Raw genomic sequence first — 20,249 nt, forward strand, 5'->3', positions numbered from 1 at the left:
AGCAGGACCGTTCAGGTGCGGTCCTCCGGATTTTCGGAGCAGCGCCGGATCTTTATCAGGATTTTTCGGAAACCCGGACGCCGTCCTCGGTTCCTACAATGAGAACATCGGCGCCTCTTTTGGAGAAGAGGCCCACAGTTACCACTCCGGGAATGGCATTAATTTCCTTTTCCAGGGCTCCGGGATTGACAATGCGGAGATCGTGCACATCAAGAATCTGGTTGCCGTTGTCGGTAGTGCAGTCCTTTCTCCATACCGGATTTCCGCCCAGCTTTTTCAGCTCCCGGGCCACGTATTCCCGGGCCATGGGAATAACTTCCACCGGCAGGGGAAAGGCGCCCAGCACGTCTACAGTCTTGGTGTCGTCTACAATGCAGACAAACTTCCGGGCTACGGCGGCCACAATTTTCTCCCGGGTGAGAGCCGCACCGCCGCCTTTGATCATCTCAAGGGCCGGATTGATTTCATCGGCACCGTCCACATAGATGTCAAAATGATCCACCTCGTTAAGATCCAGTACCGGGATTCCCATCTTCTGAAGTCTGGCGGTAGAGGCCTGGGAACTGGAGACGGCGCCCCGGATTCGGCTTTTGATTGCCTCCAGACCGTCTATGAAAAAGTTAACGGTAGAACCGGTTCCCACTCCGAGAACGGCGTTCTCCTCAACGTATTTCAGGGCTTCTCTGGCGGCATGCTGTTTTTTGGTATTCTGGCTCATGGGTATTTTCTGTTCCTGGATGGTTTATGGACAGGTGCATTATACGCCGGAGAAGAAAATTGACAATACACAGATTTGATTTTAGAACTGTGATGAAGTGCAAAATCATGAAAATGATTTTGCAGGGCGCCAGAAAAAACGGCATTTAGGGGCCGGGAGACCGGAGAAAAAATGACGCGAGGATGAGAAAAAAACAAAGAAGGCGATCCTTCAGGACCGCCCTCCGCCAGTGTCCGGAATTACGGACGGGGTTTTCCGGCCGGTTCCCGGATGTTCTTTTCAAAAATAATGTCCCGGGTGGGGGTGATGATCTCCGGCAGCGGCACGTCCCAGATTTCAGTGGGGAGGCTTTCCACCTCCTGGATGTCCAGAGCCAGTCCTACCGGAAACGGTCCCTCGCCTGTCTGATTGTAGATCTGCAGGGTGCGGTCGTAATAGCCGCCGCCCATGCCGAGACGGTTTCCGTTGGAGTCATAGGCTACCAGGGGGGTACACATGATGTCGATGCGGTTCAGCGGAATAACATTTCTGACATCAAGCTCCGGCTCGGGGATACCGTATTTGTTGTTTACCATGACGGTGTTCTTGTCATAGTTCAGAAACAGCAAATGTCCCTTGGAGAAGGGATGCAGCACCGGAAGGGCAACCCGGATATTGTTGTTGAGACACCAGTTAATTACTCCGGCGGTGTCAATCTCGCCGTCAACGCTCATGTACAGGGCAATGCAGGAGGCTCTGTTAATGCGCTCATGATGCATAAAACGGTCAACCAGCTGGGCTGAGTAGTGAGCATGCTGTTCGGGAGTAATGGTTTTACGCAGGTCGCGGATTTTCTGACGCAGAAGAGGACGTGATGTAGGCATATTGTTTTACAGCTAAAAAGTTACGGGTATTAAAAAAGGCAGGTCAGACCTGCCTTTCAGAATAATCAATCACACCAGACTCCCAAACAATGTTAAGGTCTGAAACCTTGAACCCGGAAGTTCAAAGCGGGGGACGCTGAAGTACACTTAGGCTTCCTGACGGGATTCCTGTTAAAGATCCGCAGGCCTGCACACCATGTACCTTTAATCTCCCTAATCTGTATGTATCGGCTCAGGGACATAACCAAATACAATGCCTAAAAATCGGCGATTGAAGAGAATTCAGCCCTTGTTGCCCTTTAGGAGCTCCGCAAGCCTCCTTACTCTTGATTCCAGTGTATCGTTTATATCCTTTAATTGCAACGTTTTTTGGTTCAATTCGTGACAAAAATCTAAAGATGCCAGAAGCGCTATCTTTTCCATTGACAGGCCCGGAGCCATTTTTCGGAGTTCCAGAATCTTGTCGTTGACCATGTTCTGGGCCCGGATCATGGCAGCAGCCTCTCCCTTGCGGCAGGTGATGCGCATAGTCTGTCCGGAAAGAGTAAGATTCACCTGTTCGGTGGACAGGGGTCTGATTTCCTGAGCTCCTGCGGCGGACTCCTGCTCTGGTTCGTTGTTGCTCTGCATGGCTATTGTTCCCGCTCAAAAACTGAAGACGCGGGATGCCTGCGGCACCCCGCGCGGCATTTGCCTACTCGGAACCGGCAGCGGATTCTGCGGTGTCCGCGCCGTTTTCCTCTCTGATTTCTTCCGGATCCGGCTTTTTCAGGGAAATTTCGGGTTTCGGATTTCCGCATTCGGTGCAGAAGCGGCCCTGATTAATTTCCCCGCAGGAGCACTGCCAGACCACCCGGCTGCGCGGTGTGCCGCATTCCGAGCAGAATTTGCCGCTGTTCGTGTTGCCGCAGCGGCACTTCCAGATTACCCGGCAGGATTTTGCGGCAGCGGCTGAATTTCTTCTGCTGTTCTGGCGCTTCTCATGCTCGGCCAGGGCAAAAAGACGCATGGCCTCTCCGGTACCGAAGCCCATAAGCCCCTGTCCCAGCATGTAGCCGGTGCCGTAGAGGGAAGCCCCGAAAGGCGCGGGATAAAATCCGAAGGCCGGATAGATTCCCGGCCAGATGCCGCATCCCGGAAGACTTCCGGAATCGCAGTCCGGGAAACCGCCGGCAGCGCCGAAATCGCCCATGTCACCTGAATCGTCCATAGAGTTCTCCTGCTGTTTTCTGTTATGCCGGCAGTTTTCTGTGCCCGGAAAGCCGCCGGTTCTCATTAATGATACCTGTTTTGACAGGATTTGCCGTGCGCAGTTCCCGAAAACGCAAGAATTCTTAATTTTTGTCTGGATTTTCGGATTTTCCGGGAGCTCTTCTGTTCCTGTCCGGCACATTCAGGAGCAGCGCCCGGGGTACGGGAACCGGGCCGCTCCCGAAAAACCGGGGCTTTCGAATTAGGAAATCCGGATAATGAGTGCAGATTCCTGAATTCCGGCCCCCGAATTCCTGCCGGCTCGCAATAATTCTTTGCAAAGGCGGGGGTTAATGATTATAATTCTCCCGTTCCCGTGAAGAATCGGGACTTTCAGTTCAAAGAATCATATCCCTCAGTCGTTGTTTCCGAACCGGATGTGGCACGGCTGTCCTGGTATCCTGCCAGAGCTGTTATTCGGAATGCCCCGCTTGGCGGGCCTTTTTGATTGTCATTTGATTTTTTTTTCCTTCAGTAATTTTGCGCTTTGCCGTGAGGCAGTACAGCGCCGGGTTTTTTATTTATGAGTGAAAAGTTGCATAAAGTTCTGGCAGAAACCGGACTCGGTTCCCGCCGTAATATGGAAGAGGCCATCAAGGAAGGCCGAGTTAGCGTTGACGGAAAGATTGCCGGACTCGGTGATCGGGTTGAGGGAACCGAAACCATCAGGGTGGACGGCAGGATAATTAAAACCGGAAATCAGGAAAAGCCGGTATGCCGCGTTCTTATGTATAACAAGCCTGAGGGGCAGATGTGCACCAGGATGGATCCTCAGGGCCGTCCTACGGTGTTCGACCGTCTTCCCCAGGTTTCCAATGGCCGCTGGATATATGTGGGGCGTCTGGACGTGAATACCTCAGGACTTCTCCTCCTTACCACCGACGGGGCCCTTTCCAATGCCCTTACCCATCCGAGCCGTGAAATGGAGCGTGTCTATGCGGTCCGGGTTTTCGGTGATGTTACCCCGGATCATGTCCGGAAGCTGACCTCCGGTGTGGATCTGGAGGATGGTCCGGCTCATTTTGCCAAAGTGGAGCAGGGCGGCGGAGAAGGCATGAACAAGTGGTTCTATGTCACCCTTCGCGAGGGCCGCAAGCGTGAGGTCAGAAGACTCTGGGAGGCACTGGGGTTCCGGGTGAGCCGTCTCAAGAGGATCAGATACGCCTGCGTGGAGCTCGGCAAGCTTCCCGAGGGCGGCTGGCGGGAGCTGACTCTGAATGAGGTTAACGATCTCAGGAAGATGGTCGGACTGGCTCCGGAAAGCCGCACCGTGCTCACTGCCGATGATCAGCCCTCCGGGGCCCGGGAGGAGTATCTCGAGAGAAGACAGATGCAGAAATCATTCCGCCGCTACCGTGAGAAACAGGGGGTAGGCGGCAGAAACGGCGGATCCCGTTCTTCGGTGCCCGGAGGCGGGAGCTCCCGGATGCGGGACGCTGTGGCCCGGGATTCCGGTACCTCCTTTGTGAGTTCCTATCTCCCGAGCCGGAAGCCCAGACCATACATTCCGGTTACCGGTCTTAACCGGGACGATGAGCGGCTCGGACTTGATTCTCCCTTTGCCGGAAAGCCCCGCCGGAATACGGGCCGCTCCGGCGATAAGTCCGGTGCAGCCAGATCCTTCGGCAGACGTTCCGGCGGACAGGAATTCCCGGTCTGGGGAGAACGCAGCGAGCGCGGGGACAGGAGCGAATCCCGGCAGAAGAAGGGGGGCTTTTCCGGAAAATACTCCCGTTCATCTGAAAATGGCGAAAGATCCCGGGATCGGGATCCGGACAGAAAGACGTTCCGCGATGCCCCCAGAAAGTCCCGCGGTGCTCAGGATTTCCGCCGGAAGTCCCCGGCCAGAAGCTCAGCCCGCGGTGCTTCCCGGAACAGCAGATCCGAAATCGATTTTTAGAGCGGAAAGCATCCGCAGTAAGGGCCCGGTTTTCCTGCGGGCCTCGTTTTGCCGTTCTGCAGGCGGTCCCAGGCTCTGTTTTTCAGGGCCTTTTTATTATCCGGACAGGTGTTTTTCGGCAGGAGTCCCGCAATTCGTCTGTTCCGGCAAGAAATTATCCCGTACAGGCTCTTTCTGTATGTATAATTGATTGAGTGCAGGTATCCGGAGAATATCTTAAAGTGTTTGACATGATGTGGGTTCACGATCCTTCGGCATGGCTCGGGCTTCTTACCCTGGTGGTGCTGGAGATTGTCCTCGGAATAGACAATCTGGTTTTCATTGCCGTGCTGGCGTCAAAGCTGCCGCTCAGACTGCAGGACAAGGCCCGCTACATTGGACTGGGCATGGCGCTCGTGGTGCGGCTCATGCTGATTTCGGCCATCTCCTGGATCGTCACTCTTACCAAACCGGTTATGGAGCTTTTCGGTACCGGCTTTTCGGCCCGGGATATCATTATGCTTCTGGGCGGCGGATTCCTCCTTTACAAGGCCACCGCCGAGCTTCATGACAAGCTGGAGGGGCACGAGGAGAAGGTTTCCTCGTCCCGGGCCGCAACTCACGCCTTCTGGCTGGTGGTGCTGCAGATTGTGGTGCTGGATGCGGTGTTCTCTCTGGATTCCGTGATTACCGCCGTGGGAATGTGCGAGCATGTTTTCATCATGATGTTCGCGGTTATTATTGCCATGATTATCATGGTCTGGAGCTCGCGGCCTCTCACAGTTTTTGTCAGCAGGCATCCCACGCTGGTGATTCTCTGTCTGAGCTTCCTTCTGATGATCGGCTTTTCACTCCTGGCCGAGGGGCTTCATATTCATGTTCCCAAGACCTACCTCTATGTGGCAATCGGCTTCTCCATCCTGATTGAAATCTTTAATCAGATCGCCAGGAAGAACAGCCTCAGACTGAGATCCGACATCAAGAACAGCCGGGAACTGGCGGCCTCGCTGGTGCTCCGGATTCTCGGATCCCGCAGCGACAGTCAGGTCCAGACTATCAAGGAGTCCATTGTGGCCCCCCCGGAGGCAGTTTTTGATTCCGCAGAAAAGGATATGGTCTCCCGGGTGCTGCAGCTTTCCAATCAGCCGGTGCGATCCATTATGACTGCCCGCCGGGATGTGGTGATGGTTGATATCTCCCAGGATCGCCGGGAGATTATGAAGACTCTGGCTGAAAGTCCCTTCAGCCATCTTGTGGCCTACCGGGACGGAAACCGGGATGCTCCCATTGGCATAATAAACAAGTCCGAGGTGCTGTCTCAGGAGGTTATGTCCGGCACGGAGGCTGTGGATTTTCAGAAGCTGGTCAAGCAGCCGCTCCTGATTCCGGAAACCGTCAGTGTGCTAAAGGCGCTGCAGGAGGCCAAGAACGCCAAGATCTACAACGTTCTTGTAGTTGACGAGTTTGGCAACTACGAGGGGCTGGTGACCATGCATGACATCATGGAGTGCTTTTCCGGAGACCTGCCGGAACGCAGCGAAATGGCCGAGATCAGAAAGCTGGATGACGGATCCTTTCTGGTCCGGGCCGATATCTCGCTTTCGGAGCTGGAGATGCATTCCGGATGCCATATCGAGCCCAGCGCCCACTATCATACTCTTGCCGGCTTTGTTATTGAAACTCTGCAGAATCTTCCCGAGTCCGGCACTGAATTTTACCGGGATGGCTGGCTGTTCCGGATTACCGAGGTAGAAAACAATACCGTGGCGCAGGTACGGATCTTCCCCCCGAAACCCCTTGCTGCGGACAAAGAATAACGGAGGTATCAGATGAGCAATCTTCTCAGCTCCTGGCTTAGGAATAACGAGCATGAGGTTATTCTCTGCTCCCTCTGCTTTCTGGCAGTGTCCTTTTCTTTTCTTAACCCTCTCTGGTTCGGTCAGGCCCCGGGGTTTGACGGTTCTCTTTTTGCAGTCATCGGAAAAATGTTTGCCGGCGGAGAGGTGCTTTACCGGGATATTATCGATATCAAGGGCCCCGGGATCTTCTTTATTGATCTTGTCGGCTACCGGATCGGCGGCTTCCGGGGCATAGCCTTTATAGAAACCATTCTTCTGGTTTTTGGTGTTATTTCCGTGGATTTGGCGCTCCGGGTGTTCCGGCTGAGCCCTCTGGCCCGGTTCTGCTCCATAATGACAGTGCTGACCCTCCATGGGTTCAGATACCACTACGGTAATATGACCGAGGACTATGCGCTGTATTTTTCCATGATTGCCAGCTACCCCTTCGCTCTGATGCTCGGCCTCCGGAGATTCAGCTGGAGAATGGGCTTTCTGATTTCCCTTCTGTTTGCGGCCACAGTTTCCATGCGCATCAATAACGGGGCCTATTTCGGCGCCTGGTATGTCATGCTGTTTTTCTTCTTTCTGTCCAACAGAAAAATTCCGGATGCTCTGGGGCTTTTCCTGACCAGTCTTACCGGGCTGGCGATAGTGTTCGGGGGATTTGGTCTCTATTTTTATTCCCAGGGCGGCATGGCTCTGGTGAACGAAGCGATTTTTTACAGCTTCTCCGTGTTCTTCAAGGATGGCGCCTACGGCTCTCCGGGATTCAATCTTCTGGCCGGCCTCACGGGACTGTTCCGGACCGGACTTCTGCCTTTGGTGCTCGGTACGGCGCTGGTGCTGTTCAGAAAGGACAACTATCTTATCATGAACGCCCGGTACAATGACCGGAACTGGTTTCTGTTCTATCTGCTTCTGGGAATTGTGTTTACTGTAATTGCCAACAGCATTTCAGGCCATGTTTATGATCATTATGACGAGCTTTTCCTGACGTTTATGTTCATTCCGCTGGGATTCCTGGTGCATCGCTATCTGCATGTGATACAGGACATCAATATCAGCTTTCTGACCATCTTTTTTCTGATTATCTTTCTGCTGTCAGAGCATATCCTGTGGACCTGGGCTCACCATGAATGGTCGTACTTCACGGTCTGGTTCCATGTGGGAATCGATGCTCTCATTGCCGGAGCATTGGCAATGGGACTGTTTTTTCTGAGAAGACTGGCAGGAAGATACTGGCACAGTCACACCATGTTCCTGTGCATAAGCATTGTGGCGGCCTTAGTGCTGGGAGTCTACGCCATGATTCTGGGGCATTCCCGGGGCCGTCCCTGGGATGCGGAGACCCAGGAAATTGTGGATGTGGTCCGGATGCAGACTACGGATCAGGACCGGATCTGGGTGGAGGGCGATGCGCCGCAGTACTATCTCTGGACTGACCGCAATGCTGCCGCCCCGCAGCTGTTTTTCGGCAATGTGAATCCTGGCTATGATGTCCGGATGAAGGTGCTGAGCTCCATCACCTTCTTCAAGCCCCGGTTTATCATTTTCACCGGAAAGAGGCTCAATGCCTATCGGGACGCCGAAGCCAGAAACATGGTGGAGACAGTGTTCAGCTATTCCGAACAGATGTTCTACCGCTATATCTTCACCAACTATGAAGAGATCCTGCCCCGGCTGTTCGCTCTTAAGACCTCTGAAAACTCCGCTGGCGGTCCGTCAGTGATTCCGGAGGATGTCGGAGAGGACGATTCCAAATCTCAGGAGGCCGGGAATGGTGCGGCGGCAGAACCGGAATCCGGTGAGCTCAGGCTTATTGACGGCGGTGTTTCCGAAAAATCTCCGGGCGAGGTACCTGCTCAGGCGCCCGCAGAATCCCGGAAGCCGGCCGGCGAGCCTATAGAGATGCCTCCCAGCAAGGGCTGATGGTTATTCTTTAGTGATCCGAAGCTCCCAGGCGGCACTGACGGGCAATGGAAAGCCCCGGGGATCCTGTTCCCGGGGGATCCCGAATTTCTCCCGCCCCCGAACCGTATCCCGCAGGTGCCAGACTCCCATGATTTCTCCGCCGGTGCTCCACAGGGGATAGCAGCATCTCAGATATACCGGAATCCGGTTTTCCTTCCAGAAATTTTTGATGAGGGTGCTCCCGCTGCGTCCTGGAAAGCGCAGCTTCTCCGAAAGTGCTGGCAGAAAATGCAGTGTAATTTCCGGAGGTAGCGGAAGGTCAGGGCCGCTGACTTCGGGATTTCTGACAATCCGGAAAATGTAATCCGGAGAATCTCCGGCGAGCTCCGGATTATCCGGCTGCCCCCCGGAAATCAGCCTTACGGTGCAGTTCTTCAGACGGTCATGGAAGAACGGTACTCTATGGATGCAGTCCCCGTATACGGTGATCCGGGTGCCGTTTTCCATAATATGCCCCGTTTTGTCAGGAACCGGAAAAAGCCACATTCTTAAAAGCTCCTCCAGCTTCCCGCGGGAAGGTGTCAGGTTCTGCCGTCTCAGAAACTCCCGGAGAACGAGCATGACCTCGTCGCGCTCCCGTTCCCGGGAAAAACCTCCGAGATTAAGTACGGGGATGGAGATTCCGGGAAATTTCTGAGTGTTTTCCTTCAGGAGCGCTGCAATATGACGTTCCAGCACACGTTCTTCCATGGCCAGGTGCTCTACAGTGAGGGCGGTGGCTTCGGCACAGTCAGGGAAGCGTTCTCTCAGGAGCGGTGTTACGCGGTTCCGGATAAAGTTCCGGTCATAGCAGTCCTTCAGGTTGGTGGGGTCGGTAACATACCGGATGCCATTGCTGCGGGCATATTCCTCGATTTCGGATCGGGTCATGGAGAGCAGTGGCCGTGCCAGGGTGCCGTTACGGAAGGTCTTTTCCGGCTTCAGGGACAGAAGCCCCCGGAGACTGCTCCCGCGAAACAGTGCCAGTAAAACCGATTCCAGAAGGTCGTTTTTATGATGGGCCGTAAAGAGCACCGGGTTATGCAGGGCCTCCATGTGCCGGGAGAGTGCCTCGTAGCGGACTTTTCTGGCCTCGGCCTCTGTGGATCCCCGGGAGGTATCTACGGTAACGTGCTCGCAGGTGAACGGGATTCCGAGTTCCTGGCAGCGTTTCCGGCAGAAATCTTCCCAGGAATCGGCGACGGCCTGCAGGTGGTGGTGCACATAGACAGCCTCCAGGCTTGCGGCTTTCTGGCGATTTTTATGGGCCAGTGCCAAAAGCACGGAGGAATCTGCCCCGCCGCTCAGGGCGATGATCCATGGGCGGCCGGCCCAGCGGGACCAGTCGGGAAGGGCAATGCTGCTGTCAGAGGAGTTATGGTGGTTCATACAGTCTCCGGGTAACCTGTCTCCTCCTATTTTACCGCAGTTTTGGGAAAGGATGATTCCGGCAGTGCTGCCGCGACCTTCCGGGAAAATGCTCTTCGCAGATCTTTTCGGATACTGACGGGATAGCCGAAGCTCTCTGCCAGCTTATGAGAAGGTGTATCAGGGGCGTGAAAAGCGAGTACGGCCCTGGTGGCGGGAAAAGGGAATATGCCTGAACATCAGGGCCCCCAGAGGCCCTGAGGGGAGAGAAATAAGAAGGAAACTGCTGTGCTGCATGTCCCTAATGAATGAAGTGCCTAATCCTCGTCGAAGAAATGCCGGGAGATTCTCTGCCGGGACCTAACCTTTTTCTCGGCACTGTGGGCTATAGCGGAAATGTACTCGCTCAGAAGATCCAGATTCCGGTTAACCAGGCTGAGGTCGTCATATTCGTCTGAAAATACCTCGGAGGTCCAGAAGCTGTTCAGGTGCACGATTCCGGAGCTGCGGCTTTTGACCACAATGTCCATGGCTCTCCTGACAATTTCGTCCGGAGAAAAAACTGAATCGCTGTGGGGGATCACTTCCGCGTAGGGAATTTCAAAGAAATCCTCCAGCTTCATGACGGTTATGAGATTATCTTTTCTGGCTATCACCTTGCTGTTCCCGATGGCTATGCCGTGCTTCCAGGGCGAAGACAGTTCTGAGGGATCCGGCGTTCTCAGGTGGGTTCCCCGCGGGTACTCCTTTCTGGGCATATTTTCGGCTGTGAATTCCAGTCCCAGGGATTCGGATATGGTGTCAGGTATTATAAGATTGTCAAAAAGATTCATGATGGCATTTCCTTAAATTATTACCAAGATAACGACTAATTTTTATTAAAATTATACTTATAGCACACCAGAGGATAAAAATCCACAAAGATGTTATTATTCACCGCAGTATTGGATGAAAGTGGTAGCAGAGGCCGCTTTATTACAATTAGGGTACTGCAGAAATCCCGGGCGCTTCTGTTTTCCGGGAAATTGAAAAAGAACATTTTCAGAACCTGATTCCGGAATGCAGTGTCTGGCTTCCGGTACCGCCTCCGGAAGCCCCTGGAAGCCGATTTATTATTCCCCGGTGGCGTTCCTGTTGAAATCTCCGGTGCCGGTGATCTATGATTCCGGAAATCCGCAATTCCAGAGCTGCAGTTTTCCCTGACTCCCGGGACGGCCGCCGGAACCGGAAGGTCATTATTTGCGAGGAGGGAAAATATATGAAAAAACTCTTTTTGCCGGTATTTGCCGTGCTGCCGGTATTTTGTCATCTTCAGGCAGCGGCCATGGATGAGCGGGAGGTGCAGGCGGAATGGGAGAATACCGTCATTTCCGTTACCAGGGATAACCGGGTGCCGGAGGACATTGCCCTCCTCAGGGCTTTTAACAAAACCTGGCAGGTTCCGGCTATTTCCGCTTACCTGAAAAAATGGAAGACCTCCGGAAAAAATACCGGGAAATCCGCCGGCCGAACTCTCACAATCCGGGGCTATGATGACTGCGACGAGGATAGCTGTACGGTTTTCGTGCGGGAAAATCCGGTACAGGATGATCATGCCCTGTTTTTTGTGATTTTCGGGAGGGTATCAGACATTGTTTACACCGAGAATCTCCTGGTTTACGACTATGACAGGAATTCTGGGGCAATGAAGCCGCTTCCGGATTTCCCGGCCCGGAATCATTCCACCGGTCTTCGTACCAGCGGTTTGGATTACCAGGTCTATTCCTTTGATGACGGGGATAGCAGTCTCGTGATTTCCGACGGAGTGACAGACGGACCTCTGGTCGGAGCCAGGTCGCTGTTTCGGCAGGAGGGGGCTTCTCTCAGATATGAGGGGGCGGAGATTACCGTCAACGGGGCCTCCATGAAGGAGCAGCTGGCAGCGCTGGATGCCGGAGAGTTTGCCTTTTACGATATTGACAGTGACGGAAATACGGAGCTTTTTCTGAAAAACTCTGCCGTCGGATGTATTCTGGCGCTTTCAGTTGCGGGACGTCCGGAAACCCGGACAGCGGAATTTATCGACTTTAGCGAAAACGGCGCCTTCATTTTTTATGAAAAGGGCCTTTCTCGGGAAAGAAACTGCGGTCCCGGATGCTTTTCGGGAAGCTATGTTCTCATGGAGAACAGCGCTCCCGCCGCTATGCTTTCTGTATATGAACTCACGCCGCTACCGGGGAAAAAGGTTAATCCGGAGGAATCGCCGGTATATAAAATTCTGGGTCCGGAAGGCCGTGAAAGGCGGGTAACAGCAGCAGAAAAGGAAGAATTCATTAAAAAAATGGGAAAAAAGGGTTCAGATGAGCTCACCTGGCAGCCTCTCCTGGGGATCAGGGTCGAATTTCCGGAGGACGGGGAGTAGGTACCGGACGGAGTATGTGGTGTTTTCAGAAATGCCGTTACAGGCGGCGGGTGATTTTTAACATGATGTCTGCCCCTGTGCCGTGAGCTTTGCCAGAACGCGCGGATACCGGCAGCCCCCGGAACCGAACCCCATCCGGAGGACTCGGGCAGTTTCTTTAAGGATTGCCCGGAAATGCTGTGCTTTCCCGGAAATTTTTGTTCAGAAAGCAGGATTTGAGTGTTTAGCACGGATGATTTTTATGTTTTTTTATCTTTCTGCTGATAAAATATACTCAGTGCTGATAAAGTTATGAGTTATGCCAGCTTTTTAAGACCGGATGCGCTGTGCTAGAATTACCGGCAATGAGGCTGGAACTTTTGTCAGGATCTGTTTTCCGCAGTTTTGAAATCCGGGGTAATCGTTATCTCCAGGGCTTTACGGGAGTGTGCTATGAAAAAATTGTTAATGGCAGCTACTTTTCTGACCGGGTGCTTTCTGTTTTCGGCAGATATTATAGCTGCTACAGAAGTGCTCAGAGATTCTCATGGAAACCGTACTGGTACGGCGGAGACTGATTCCAGCGGCAGGACAGTGTTCCGGGATCGCTACGGAAACCGCACCGGCACGGCGGAAAGAGATTCCAGCGGCAGGACAGTGTTCCGGGATCGCTACGGAAACCGCACCGGCACGGCGGAAAGAGATTCCAGCGGCAGAACGGTGTTCCGGGATCGCTATGGAAACCGCACCGGCACGGCAGAGACCGATTCCCGTGGCAATACTGTTTACCGCGATGAATACGGAAACCGTACCGGCACCTCGGAGACTGATTCCCAGGGCAACACTGTATATCGCGATAAATACGGAAACCGTACCGGAACCAGCAACCGCTGAAGCCTGGTGCTGCTTCTGTAGCAGAAGCTCTAAGAGGCTTCCGGCAGAAAATCAGGAACTTCGGGAGTTGTGAGAAGGGGACTTTCTCAGGACAAAGACAGCTGCTTTCTGTATTCCTCCCGATCTTCTTCAGGAACGCCGGCAATGGCCATTGCCCGTTCAGCGGAAACCTTAAAATTGTCAATAATGGCTCTGATTGTTTTAAGCCGGGTGATCCTGACACCCTCCGCCAAGCCCTCAGCATGTCCTTCAGCCCGTCCTTCAGCCCGTCCTTCAGCCCGTCCTTCAGCCCGTCCTTTTTCTTCGCCGTACCTCTCCAGGGCATCACCTAAGTTGCACATTTCACAAACCCCTGTTTGATTTCTTTAGTCATTGTTATTCCAAATTCATTTTTCAGAATTCTTCTTTCGTGCTGCAATGGTTAATTTTTCCATGCCAGTGTTATGTAGCATGCTAATTACGGGGATACTGCCGTCGCTTGCCGTCTGCACGATAAATAAGGAAACCGCACCGGAAACGGCAATCGCTGAAACCTGGTGCTGTTTCTGCACCAGAGTGTCAAAAGGATTCCGGCAGAAAATCAGGAACTTCGGGAGTTGTGAGAAGGGGCTTTCTCAGGACAAAGACAGCTGCTTTCTGTATTCCTCCCGATCTTCTTCAGGAACGCCGGCAATGGCCATTGCCCGTTCAGCGGAAACCTTAAAATTGTCAATAATGGCTCTGATTGTTTTAAGCCGGGTGATCCTGACACCCTCCGCCAAGCCCTCAGCATGTCCTTCAGCCCGTCCCTCAGCCCGTCCTTCAGCCCGTCCTTTTTCTTCGCCGTACCTCTCCAGGGCATCACCTAAGTTGCACATTTCACAAACCCCCTGTTTGATTTCTTCGGTCATTTTTATCCCAAATTCATTTTCCAGAATTTCTTTTCGTGCTGCAATGCTTTTTTTGCGCGAGAATGTGTTACTCAGCATTTTTATTATCGGGATCTTGCTGTCGTTTTTCACGTCGGCAATGCCGATAAAAATAATTTCCATCAAATCATAGGTGTTACGACCCCTGATCTCGTTCAGAAAATCAGCGCTTTCATCAACGTATCCCCTTTTATTTTTCTTGAGAACTTCCATGTATGCGTCCTCGGGGGAAAGCTTAAACCTTACAAACGAATTGGAGCTTGTGTTTTTCGGATTAAGACAGATCCAGACAGAGTATACCTTGCGAATTGTTCCGTAATTAAAATTCTTTGCCTGGTTCGCTTGTTTTGAAATCAGCCGGCAGCAGTAGTAGATGGCCCGGCATTCCAGAGGATAGCCTGGTTTAAGGTCCTGCTGAATTTCAAGATTGATGATGAGAATAACCTTTTCCGGGGTGTCAGTGGAGGTGGTGGTTTTGACGTCTTCTGAGTTGTTATTTCGGAACTGGAAGGATTTCATTTTGCTGCCAGGTGTGGAAGCACCTTCAGGAACTGCAGCCTGAAAAAGGATATCAAAACGTACGGTTCCTTCGGTAATTGTCGTATCCTCGTTGTTAAGACAGGCAATATTTTCAGATCCTTCGGGGGCATCCTGATCTACAGGAACAGTGCTGATCATCACGTCATCCTGAAGGCAGTTTGTTTTGATAAAGTTGATATCATAATTTTGAAATTCCGGAGTACAGTACCTCAGAATATTGGCAATAATATCTTTGTTTGCCAGCAGCTTTTTAGCAGCATTGTCTAAACGCGCCTTATCGGCGGCAGTCTCAAGGTTATTTGCAAAACCAGTGTTTCTGATGTTCATTTTTTTACAGCTTATTCAGTAATAATTTAAAACGGAGTTCGAATTATAAAAATTTAATAGTATTTGTCAAATTGTTTATGGTTTGTATAAAATATGAACGGTATAGCAATTTCAAAAACTTTTAGGATGAAATGGCTTTGGAGCGGTTTTTTATGCGTTTTTCGGCCGCCTTTATCTCTGTTTGAAAATTTATTTTGCAGGTGTTTCTGGAAATCAGGGGGGGCTGAAATTGGGGGGGCTGCGTTTTCCGGAATCACACTTTTTTGGAGTGATAGCTGTCACTTAGCTGTGGCCGCGTCTTTGGAGTGATAAAGGAGGTTTTAGAGGGGACGGTCTGACTTTTATGTATAGCATGGTGGACAGTTCCGCCAGGAAAGCGGATACATCTCCTGAGTCCCGGCCGGAATGGCCTGAAAGAGCCCCCCGGTCAATACTGGGACAGAACGAGGAGCAGGAATATTCTGTATGTTCAAAAACACTCGTTTTATTTTTATAAAAATGAAGATGCGGCAGAAAATTCGCTTTGTTTTCGGTGTTGTAATACCCTGTAAAAATTTTTAGAAATGTGATGTAGTTCACATTTTATAAACAAACCCCAAAATCTAAGCGTAAAAAAGGCGAATATTTTACACAAGTCTCATTTTTTGAAATAAAATAGGAAAATTTTATTTGTCTGTTAAAGATATCGACGGTTCAGTGCGGCCGGTGTCACAGACCGCCCGGAAGCCCCGCTTCCGGTATGAACTATTTGTTAAAAGTTAGGAGTAATCTGCTTCAATGAAGATATCCAACACCGAAAAGAAGCGCATCCGCAAGAGCTTTGGTCAGAGACCTCAGTTTATCGACGTGCCTTATCTGCTTTCCATTCAGGTCGATTCCTATGACCGTTTCATTACCCCGGACCATAACGGAGAATGCAGACTTTCAAATGCCATCAAAAGCGTTTTCCCGATAGTCAGCGCCAATGGTCAGGCCATTCTGGAATACGATTCCTTCCGGCTTGAGGAACCTGAATTCAACGTTCGCGAGTGCCTTATCCGCGGTGCCTCATACCAGTCCTCTCTCCGGGTGAAGCTCCGTTATGTGCAGAAGGAAAAGGACGGCAAGGTAGTAAACGTCAAGGAGCAGGAAGTATACATGGGCGAGATTCCGCTCATGACTGAAAACGGCACCTTCGTTATCAACGGTACCGAACGCGTGGTGGTTTCCCAGCTGCACAGATCTCCTGGTGTCTTCTTTGACAGCGACAAGGGCAAGAACTATCCGGGCCGTACGATTTTCGGAGCCCGTGTCATCCCGGCCCGCGGTTCCTGGCTGGATTTTGAGTTCGATCACAAGGATAATCTTTTTGTCCGTATTGACCGCAAGAGAAAGCTTCCGGCAACCCAGCTGCTCCGTGCCTACGGTTTTGACAACGAACAGATTATCAATATCTTCTTTGATACCACCTTCTTTGAAGTCAAGAACGGCAAGATCTGGATGGAGGTTATTCCGGAAAGACTTGACGGCCAGACCCTTAACTTCGACATTAAGGTTGGAGACAAGGTTATTGTCGAGAAGAACAAGAAGATCTCCAAGCGCCACATAAGACAGCTGGCCAAAGCCGATATTACCAATACCATTGAGGTATCCAAGGGCGTTAAGGTCAAGGCTGTCGAGATCCCCGAGGAATACCTCTTCGACAAGCTGCTGGCCCGTAATTACTATGATAAGCAGGGCAATCTTATCGCCGAAGTGAACACAAATGTCACTGCCGACGTGCTCCTGGCACTGGCCGAGAACAAGATCAAGAAGTTCGAGGTTATCTACACCAGCAATGTCGATGACGGTCCGTTTATTTCCTCTACGCTCACCATCGATCCCACTGTTACCAGAAAGGACGCTCTTTACAGCATCTATGCCACCATGCGTCCCGGCGATCGTCTTGACGAGGAAACAGCCAGCGATTTCGTGAACCGGATGTTCTTCAATTTCGACCACTACGATCTTTCTGAAGTAGGCAGGATGAAGTTTGACGAGCATTTTAAGGAAAACGAGGCTCTGGCCAATGGCGTCAAGTATTTTGTATCCGCCGGCGAATACAACAAGGAGGATTCAACCCTCTTTATCAAGGACGGCGTGGTATACATGGAATTCCCGGCCTTCCTGAAGGCGGTAGCCACAACCAAGGACAAGACTGCTGAGCTTATTCCTTCCCGAGTTCCGGATCGCGGCTATTTCAAGTTCTTTGACAATGTCCGCCGTTCCGTGATTCCTGCCGTGGCTGATGAGGATGCCACCAACGAGAAGCGCTATATCCGCGATGTAACTGTTGACGGCGTTGCCAAGAAGATGTTCGCCATCAGACTTTCTGATGTGCCTCTGGACATGAACTGCGAGAACTTCGCCGGCACCATTGAGGACAGCTCAAAGATCCCTGCTGTCGCTGATTATGTATTCCCCGAGCCGGAGAGAGTTCTCTCTACCAATGACATCATCCGGGTAATGCGCTATCTTATCAAGATCAGAAACGGCAAGACCAGCGTTGACGATATCGACCATCTCGGCAACCGCCGTATCAGAAGTGTGGGCGAGCAGACCGCCAATCACTTCCGTATCGGTCTTCTGCGTATCGAAAAGGCTGTTAAGGAGCGTTTCAACAAGGGCGAGCTTGATGCTATCACCCCCGAGGATCTGATTAACGCCAAGCCGGTTTCTGCTGCAGTGAAGGAATTCTTCTCATCCTCGCAGCTCTCTCAGTTCATGGATCAGAACAACCCGCTTTCCGAGGTTTCCCACAAGCGCCGTATCAGCGCCCTGGGTCCCGGCGGTCTTACCCGTGAACGTGCCGGCTTCGAGGTTCGAGACGTTCACCCGACCCATTACGGCCGTCTCTGCCCCATTGAGACTCCGGAAGGTCCGAATATCGGTCTTATTAACTCTCTCTCAGTTTACTCCCGCTGCAACGATTACGGCTTCCTTGAGACTCCGTACCGCCGCGTGGTGGATGGCCAGGTTACTGACGACTTCGATTATCTGTCCGCTGTTGACGAGGGCAACTATGTAATTGCTCAGGCCAATGCAGACCTCGATGAGAACAACTACTTCAAGAATGAAATCATACCGTGCCGCTTCCAGGGTGATTCCACCTTCAAGCGTGCCAGTGAAATCCGCTACATGGACGTTTCTCCGCAGCAGATTATTTCAGTATCCGCTTCTCTGATTCCGTTCCTGGAGCACGATGACGCTAACCGTGCCCTCATGGGATGTAACATGCAGCGTCAGGCCGTTCCGACCATCATTTCGGAAAAGCCCTTTGTAGGTACTGGCATTGAACGTGCTGTGGCCGAGGACTCCGGTGTTACCACCATGGCCAGACACGGCGGCGAGGTTATCTATGTTGACGGCTCCCGTATTGTGGTGAAGGTAAATCTGGAGGAGGTTGTTCCCGGGGATCCCGGCATTGATATCTACAATCTTTCCAAGTACACCCGTTCCAACCAGAATACCTGCCTTAACAAGCGTCCATGCGTATCGCTTGGCGAAAAGGTCAAGGTTGGTGACGTAATTGCCGACGGTTCCTCCACCGACATGGGCGAGCTGGCTCTGGGACAGAACCTCCGCATTGCGTTCATGCCGTGGAATGGCTTCAACTTCGAAGACTCCATCATGGTATCCGAGAGAGTTGCCAACAACGACCGTCTGACCACCATTCATATTCTTGACTTCACCTGCCAGGCACGTGATACCAAGCTCGGACCAGAGGACATTACCTGCGACATTCCGAACGTGGGCGAGTCTGCTCTCAACAAGCTGGATAAGTCCGGTATTGTTTATGTTGGCGCTGAGGTCAAGGGCGGCGATATTCTGGTGGGCAAGGTAACCCCGAAGGGCGAAACCCAGCTGACCCCTGAAGAGAAGCTCCTGCGTGCCATCTTTGGCGAAAAGGCTTCCGATGTTAAGGATACTTCGCTCCGTCTCCCGGCCGGCACCAACGCCACTGTGGTGGATGTTCAGGTGTTCACCCGTGACGGCATGGAGAAGGACGACCGTGCCAAGGCCATCGAGGCGCAGCAGATTGCCCAGGCCAAGAAGGATCTTTCCGAAGAGCTTAACTTCCTGTCCTCCGGTATTTACCGCAATGCGCGTCATCTTCTTTCCCGGAACGGTGTGAAGAATGCCAAGAACCTGGCTGATCGTGAGGTGTTCCAGCAGAAGCTTTCCGATGAAAAGGTGCAGAGACAGCTTGAGGAAATGCAGAATAAGCTGGTGCAGCTCCGTGCTGAATACGACCGCAAGCTGGAACTTCAGAAGAAGAAGATCCAGAAGGGCGACGATCTGCCTCCGGGAGTACTCAAGATGGTCAAGGTTTATGTGGCCGTCAAGCGTCATATCCAGCCGGGCGACAAGCTTTCAGGCCGTCATGGTAACAAGGGCGTTATCTCCCGCATTACCGCCATTGAGGATATGCCCTATGATGAAAACGGTGTGCCTGTAGATATCGTACTCAACCCTCTGGGCGTACCTTCCCGTATGAACATCGGACAGGTACTGGAAGTGCATCTCGGCATGGCCGCCAAGGGTATTGGCGACAAGATCAATGCTATGCTGGAGCAGAAGCGGAAGATTCAGGATCTCCGTGAGTTCCTGCAGAAGGTCTACGATATCGGCAATTCCGCGCAGAATGTCCAGATCTCCGAGCTTACCGACGATGAGGTGATGGTTCTTGCAGAAAACCTCAGAAGCGGCATGCCGGTAGCTACTCCGGTATTCGACGGTGCCAGTGAAAAGACCATTAAGGAAATGCTCCGTCTGGCCGATCTTCCTGAGTCCGGGCAGATTACCCTTTATGACGGACGTACCGGCATTCCTTTCGATCGCAAGGTAACCGTGGGCATTATGTATATGCTCAAGCTCAACCACCTTGTTGATGACAAGATGCATGCCCGTTCCACCGGCTCCTACTCCCTGGTTACCCAGCAGCCGCTCGGCGGTAAGGCCCAGTTCGGCGGTCAGCGCTTCGGTGAAATGGAAGTGTGGGCACTTGAAGCCTATGGTGCTGCATACACCCTGAGAGAAATGCTTACTGTTAAGTCAGATGACGTCAACGGCCGTACCAAGATGTACAAGAACATTGTTGCCGGAGACTACACCATGGAAGCAGGTATCCCTGAATCCTTCAACGTTCTCCTCAAGGAAATTCGTTCCCTCGGTATCGATATTTCCCTGGAAAACAAGAATCAGGCCTAACATTTTAATCAATGTCTCCGGCTGTTATGGCCGGAGGCTTACAGAGGTATATTATTGTGAGCGATAACGAAATCCAAAACATTTTTGGAGCGGGCGCTTCC

Annotated in this window: 14 protein-coding genes and 1 other RNA gene; 6 read left to right on the forward strand and 9 right to left on the reverse strand. The window is 52.1% G+C overall.

What is annotated here, in order from left to right:
* Positions 1–55: 55 nt before the first annotated feature.
* From rpiA to F557_RS0112085, 5 genes are all read right to left on the reverse strand, one after another.
* Positions 56–718 (reverse strand): ribose-5-phosphate isomerase RpiA, encoded by a 663-nt coding sequence (gene rpiA, locus F557_RS0112065; RefSeq protein WP_019002480.1) that lies wholly within the window; start codon positions 716–718, stop codon positions 56–58.
* A 239-nt stretch (positions 719–957) separates the two neighbouring features.
* A complete protein-coding gene (locus tag F557_RS0112075; protein WP_019002481.1) occupies positions 958–1,581 on the reverse strand; it encodes a 5-formyltetrahydrofolate cyclo-ligase in 624 nt (207 codons plus the stop codon).
* A gap of 75 nt (positions 1,582–1,656) precedes the next feature.
* Positions 1,657–1,848: non-coding RNA, 6S RNA (gene ssrS, locus F557_RS23675), on the reverse strand.
* Positions 1,849–1,863: 15 nt separating this feature from the next.
* On the reverse strand, positions 1,864–2,211 hold the full coding sequence (locus F557_RS0112080) for a cell division protein ZapA (RefSeq protein ID WP_019002482.1): 348 nt from the start codon (positions 2,209–2,211) through the stop codon (positions 1,864–1,866).
* A gap of 64 nt (positions 2,212–2,275) precedes the next feature.
* Positions 2,276–2,791 (reverse strand): hypothetical protein, encoded by a 516-nt coding sequence (locus tag F557_RS0112085; protein WP_157617870.1) that lies wholly within the window; start codon positions 2,789–2,791, stop codon positions 2,276–2,278.
* Between the two features lie 564 nt (positions 2,792–3,355).
* Here F557_RS0112085 and rluB point away from each other — a divergent pair.
* From rluB to F557_RS19815, 3 genes are all read left to right on the forward strand, one after another.
* Positions 3,356–4,732: a 23S rRNA pseudouridine(2605) synthase RluB gene (gene rluB, locus F557_RS19810; RefSeq protein WP_019002486.1), complete on the forward strand. Its 1,377-nt coding sequence runs from the start codon at positions 3,356–3,358 to the stop codon at positions 4,730–4,732.
* Between the two features lie 230 nt (positions 4,733–4,962).
* On the forward strand, positions 4,963–6,528 hold the full coding sequence (locus F557_RS0112110; protein ID WP_026297895.1) for a TerC family protein: 1,566 nt from the start codon (positions 4,963–4,965) through the stop codon (positions 6,526–6,528).
* Positions 6,529–6,540: 12 nt separating this feature from the next.
* Positions 6,541–8,481 carry an LTA synthase family protein gene (locus F557_RS19815; RefSeq protein WP_019002489.1) on the forward strand — a complete coding sequence of 647 codons (1,941 nt, stop codon included), beginning with the start codon at positions 6,541–6,543 and terminating at the stop codon, positions 8,479–8,481.
* A gap of 3 nt (positions 8,482–8,484) precedes the next feature.
* Here F557_RS19815 and tilS read toward each other — a convergent pair whose 3' ends face one another.
* Complete coding sequence (gene tilS / locus F557_RS0112120; protein ID WP_019002490.1) at positions 8,485–9,891, reverse strand: tRNA lysidine(34) synthetase TilS; 1,407 nt, start codon at positions 9,889–9,891, stop codon at positions 8,485–8,487.
* 296 nt (positions 9,892–10,187) lie between these two features.
* Positions 10,188–10,703, reverse strand: a complete 516-nt coding sequence (locus tag F557_RS0112130; protein ID WP_019002491.1) for a hypothetical protein — start codon at positions 10,701–10,703, stop codon at positions 10,188–10,190.
* Positions 10,704–11,128: 425 nt separating this feature from the next.
* Between F557_RS0112130 and F557_RS0112145 the strand changes: the two genes are divergently transcribed.
* Together F557_RS0112145 and F557_RS19820 are read left to right on the forward strand one after the other, a co-directional pair.
* Positions 11,129–12,271, forward strand: a complete 1,143-nt coding sequence (locus F557_RS0112145; protein WP_157617872.1) for a hypothetical protein — start codon at positions 11,129–11,131, stop codon at positions 12,269–12,271.
* A 432-nt stretch (positions 12,272–12,703) separates the two neighbouring features.
* Positions 12,704–13,144: a hypothetical protein gene (locus tag F557_RS19820; RefSeq protein WP_019002496.1), complete on the forward strand. Its 441-nt coding sequence runs from the start codon at positions 12,704–12,706 to the stop codon at positions 13,142–13,144.
* Between the two features lie 86 nt (positions 13,145–13,230).
* On the opposite strand, the gene F557_RS19825 is transcribed toward F557_RS19820, so the two are convergent.
* On the reverse strand, positions 13,231–13,485 hold the full coding sequence (locus F557_RS19825) for an RpnC/YadD family protein (RefSeq protein WP_019002497.1): 255 nt from the start codon (positions 13,483–13,485) through the stop codon (positions 13,231–13,233).
* 273 nt (positions 13,486–13,758) lie between these two features.
* Positions 13,759–14,919, reverse strand: coding sequence for a hypothetical protein (locus F557_RS0112170; RefSeq protein WP_019002499.1), 1,161 nt, complete (start codon positions 14,917–14,919; stop codon positions 13,759–13,761).
* A gap of 777 nt (positions 14,920–15,696) precedes the next feature.
* Here F557_RS0112170 and rpoB point away from each other — a divergent pair.
* Positions 15,697–20,148: a DNA-directed RNA polymerase subunit beta gene (gene rpoB, locus F557_RS0112180; RefSeq protein ID WP_019002501.1), complete on the forward strand. Its 4,452-nt coding sequence runs from the start codon at positions 15,697–15,699 to the stop codon at positions 20,146–20,148.
* Positions 20,149–20,249: the final 101 nt, after the last annotated feature.

The organism is Succinimonas amylolytica DSM 2873 (assembly GCF_000378405.1).
Classification (GTDB): Bacteria; Pseudomonadota; Gammaproteobacteria; order Enterobacterales; family Succinivibrionaceae; genus Succinimonas; species Succinimonas amylolytica.

Coding starts and splice junctions, on each gene's coding strand:
- F557_RS0112145 (WP_157617872.1), top strand. CDS start 11,129: ATGAAAAAACTCTTTTTGCCGGTATTTGCCGTGCTGCCGGTATTTTGT.
- F557_RS0112080 (WP_019002482.1), bottom strand. CDS start 2,211: ATGCAGAGCAACAACGAACCAGAGCAGGAGTCCGCCGCAGGAGCTCAG.
- F557_RS0112170 (WP_019002499.1), bottom strand. CDS start 14,919: ATGAACATCAGAAACACTGGTTTTGCAAATAACCTTGAGACTGCCGCC.
- F557_RS0112110 (WP_026297895.1), top strand. CDS start 4,963: ATGATGTGGGTTCACGATCCTTCGGCATGGCTCGGGCTTCTTACCCTG.
- rluB (WP_019002486.1), top strand. CDS start 3,356: ATGAGTGAAAAGTTGCATAAAGTTCTGGCAGAAACCGGACTCGGTTCC.
- tilS (WP_019002490.1), bottom strand. CDS start 9,891: ATGAACCACCATAACTCCTCTGACAGCAGCATTGCCCTTCCCGACTGG.
- F557_RS0112075 (WP_019002481.1), bottom strand. CDS start 1,581: ATGCCTACATCACGTCCTCTTCTGCGTCAGAAAATCCGCGACCTGCGT.
- F557_RS19815 (WP_019002489.1), top strand. CDS start 6,541: ATGAGCAATCTTCTCAGCTCCTGGCTTAGGAATAACGAGCATGAGGTT.
- rpiA (WP_019002480.1), bottom strand. CDS start 718: ATGAGCCAGAATACCAAAAAACAGCATGCCGCCAGAGAAGCCCTGAAA.
- F557_RS19825 (WP_019002497.1), bottom strand. CDS start 13,485: ATGTGCAACTTAGGTGATGCCCTGGAGAGGTACGGCGAAGAAAAAGGA.
- F557_RS19820 (WP_019002496.1), top strand. CDS start 12,704: ATGAAAAAATTGTTAATGGCAGCTACTTTTCTGACCGGGTGCTTTCTG.
- rpoB (WP_019002501.1), top strand. CDS start 15,697: ATGAAGATATCCAACACCGAAAAGAAGCGCATCCGCAAGAGCTTTGGT.
- F557_RS0112130 (WP_019002491.1), bottom strand. CDS start 10,703: ATGAATCTTTTTGACAATCTTATAATACCTGACACCATATCCGAATCC.
- F557_RS0112085 (WP_157617870.1), bottom strand. CDS start 2,791: ATGGACGATTCAGGTGACATGGGCGATTTCGGCGCTGCCGGCGGTTTC.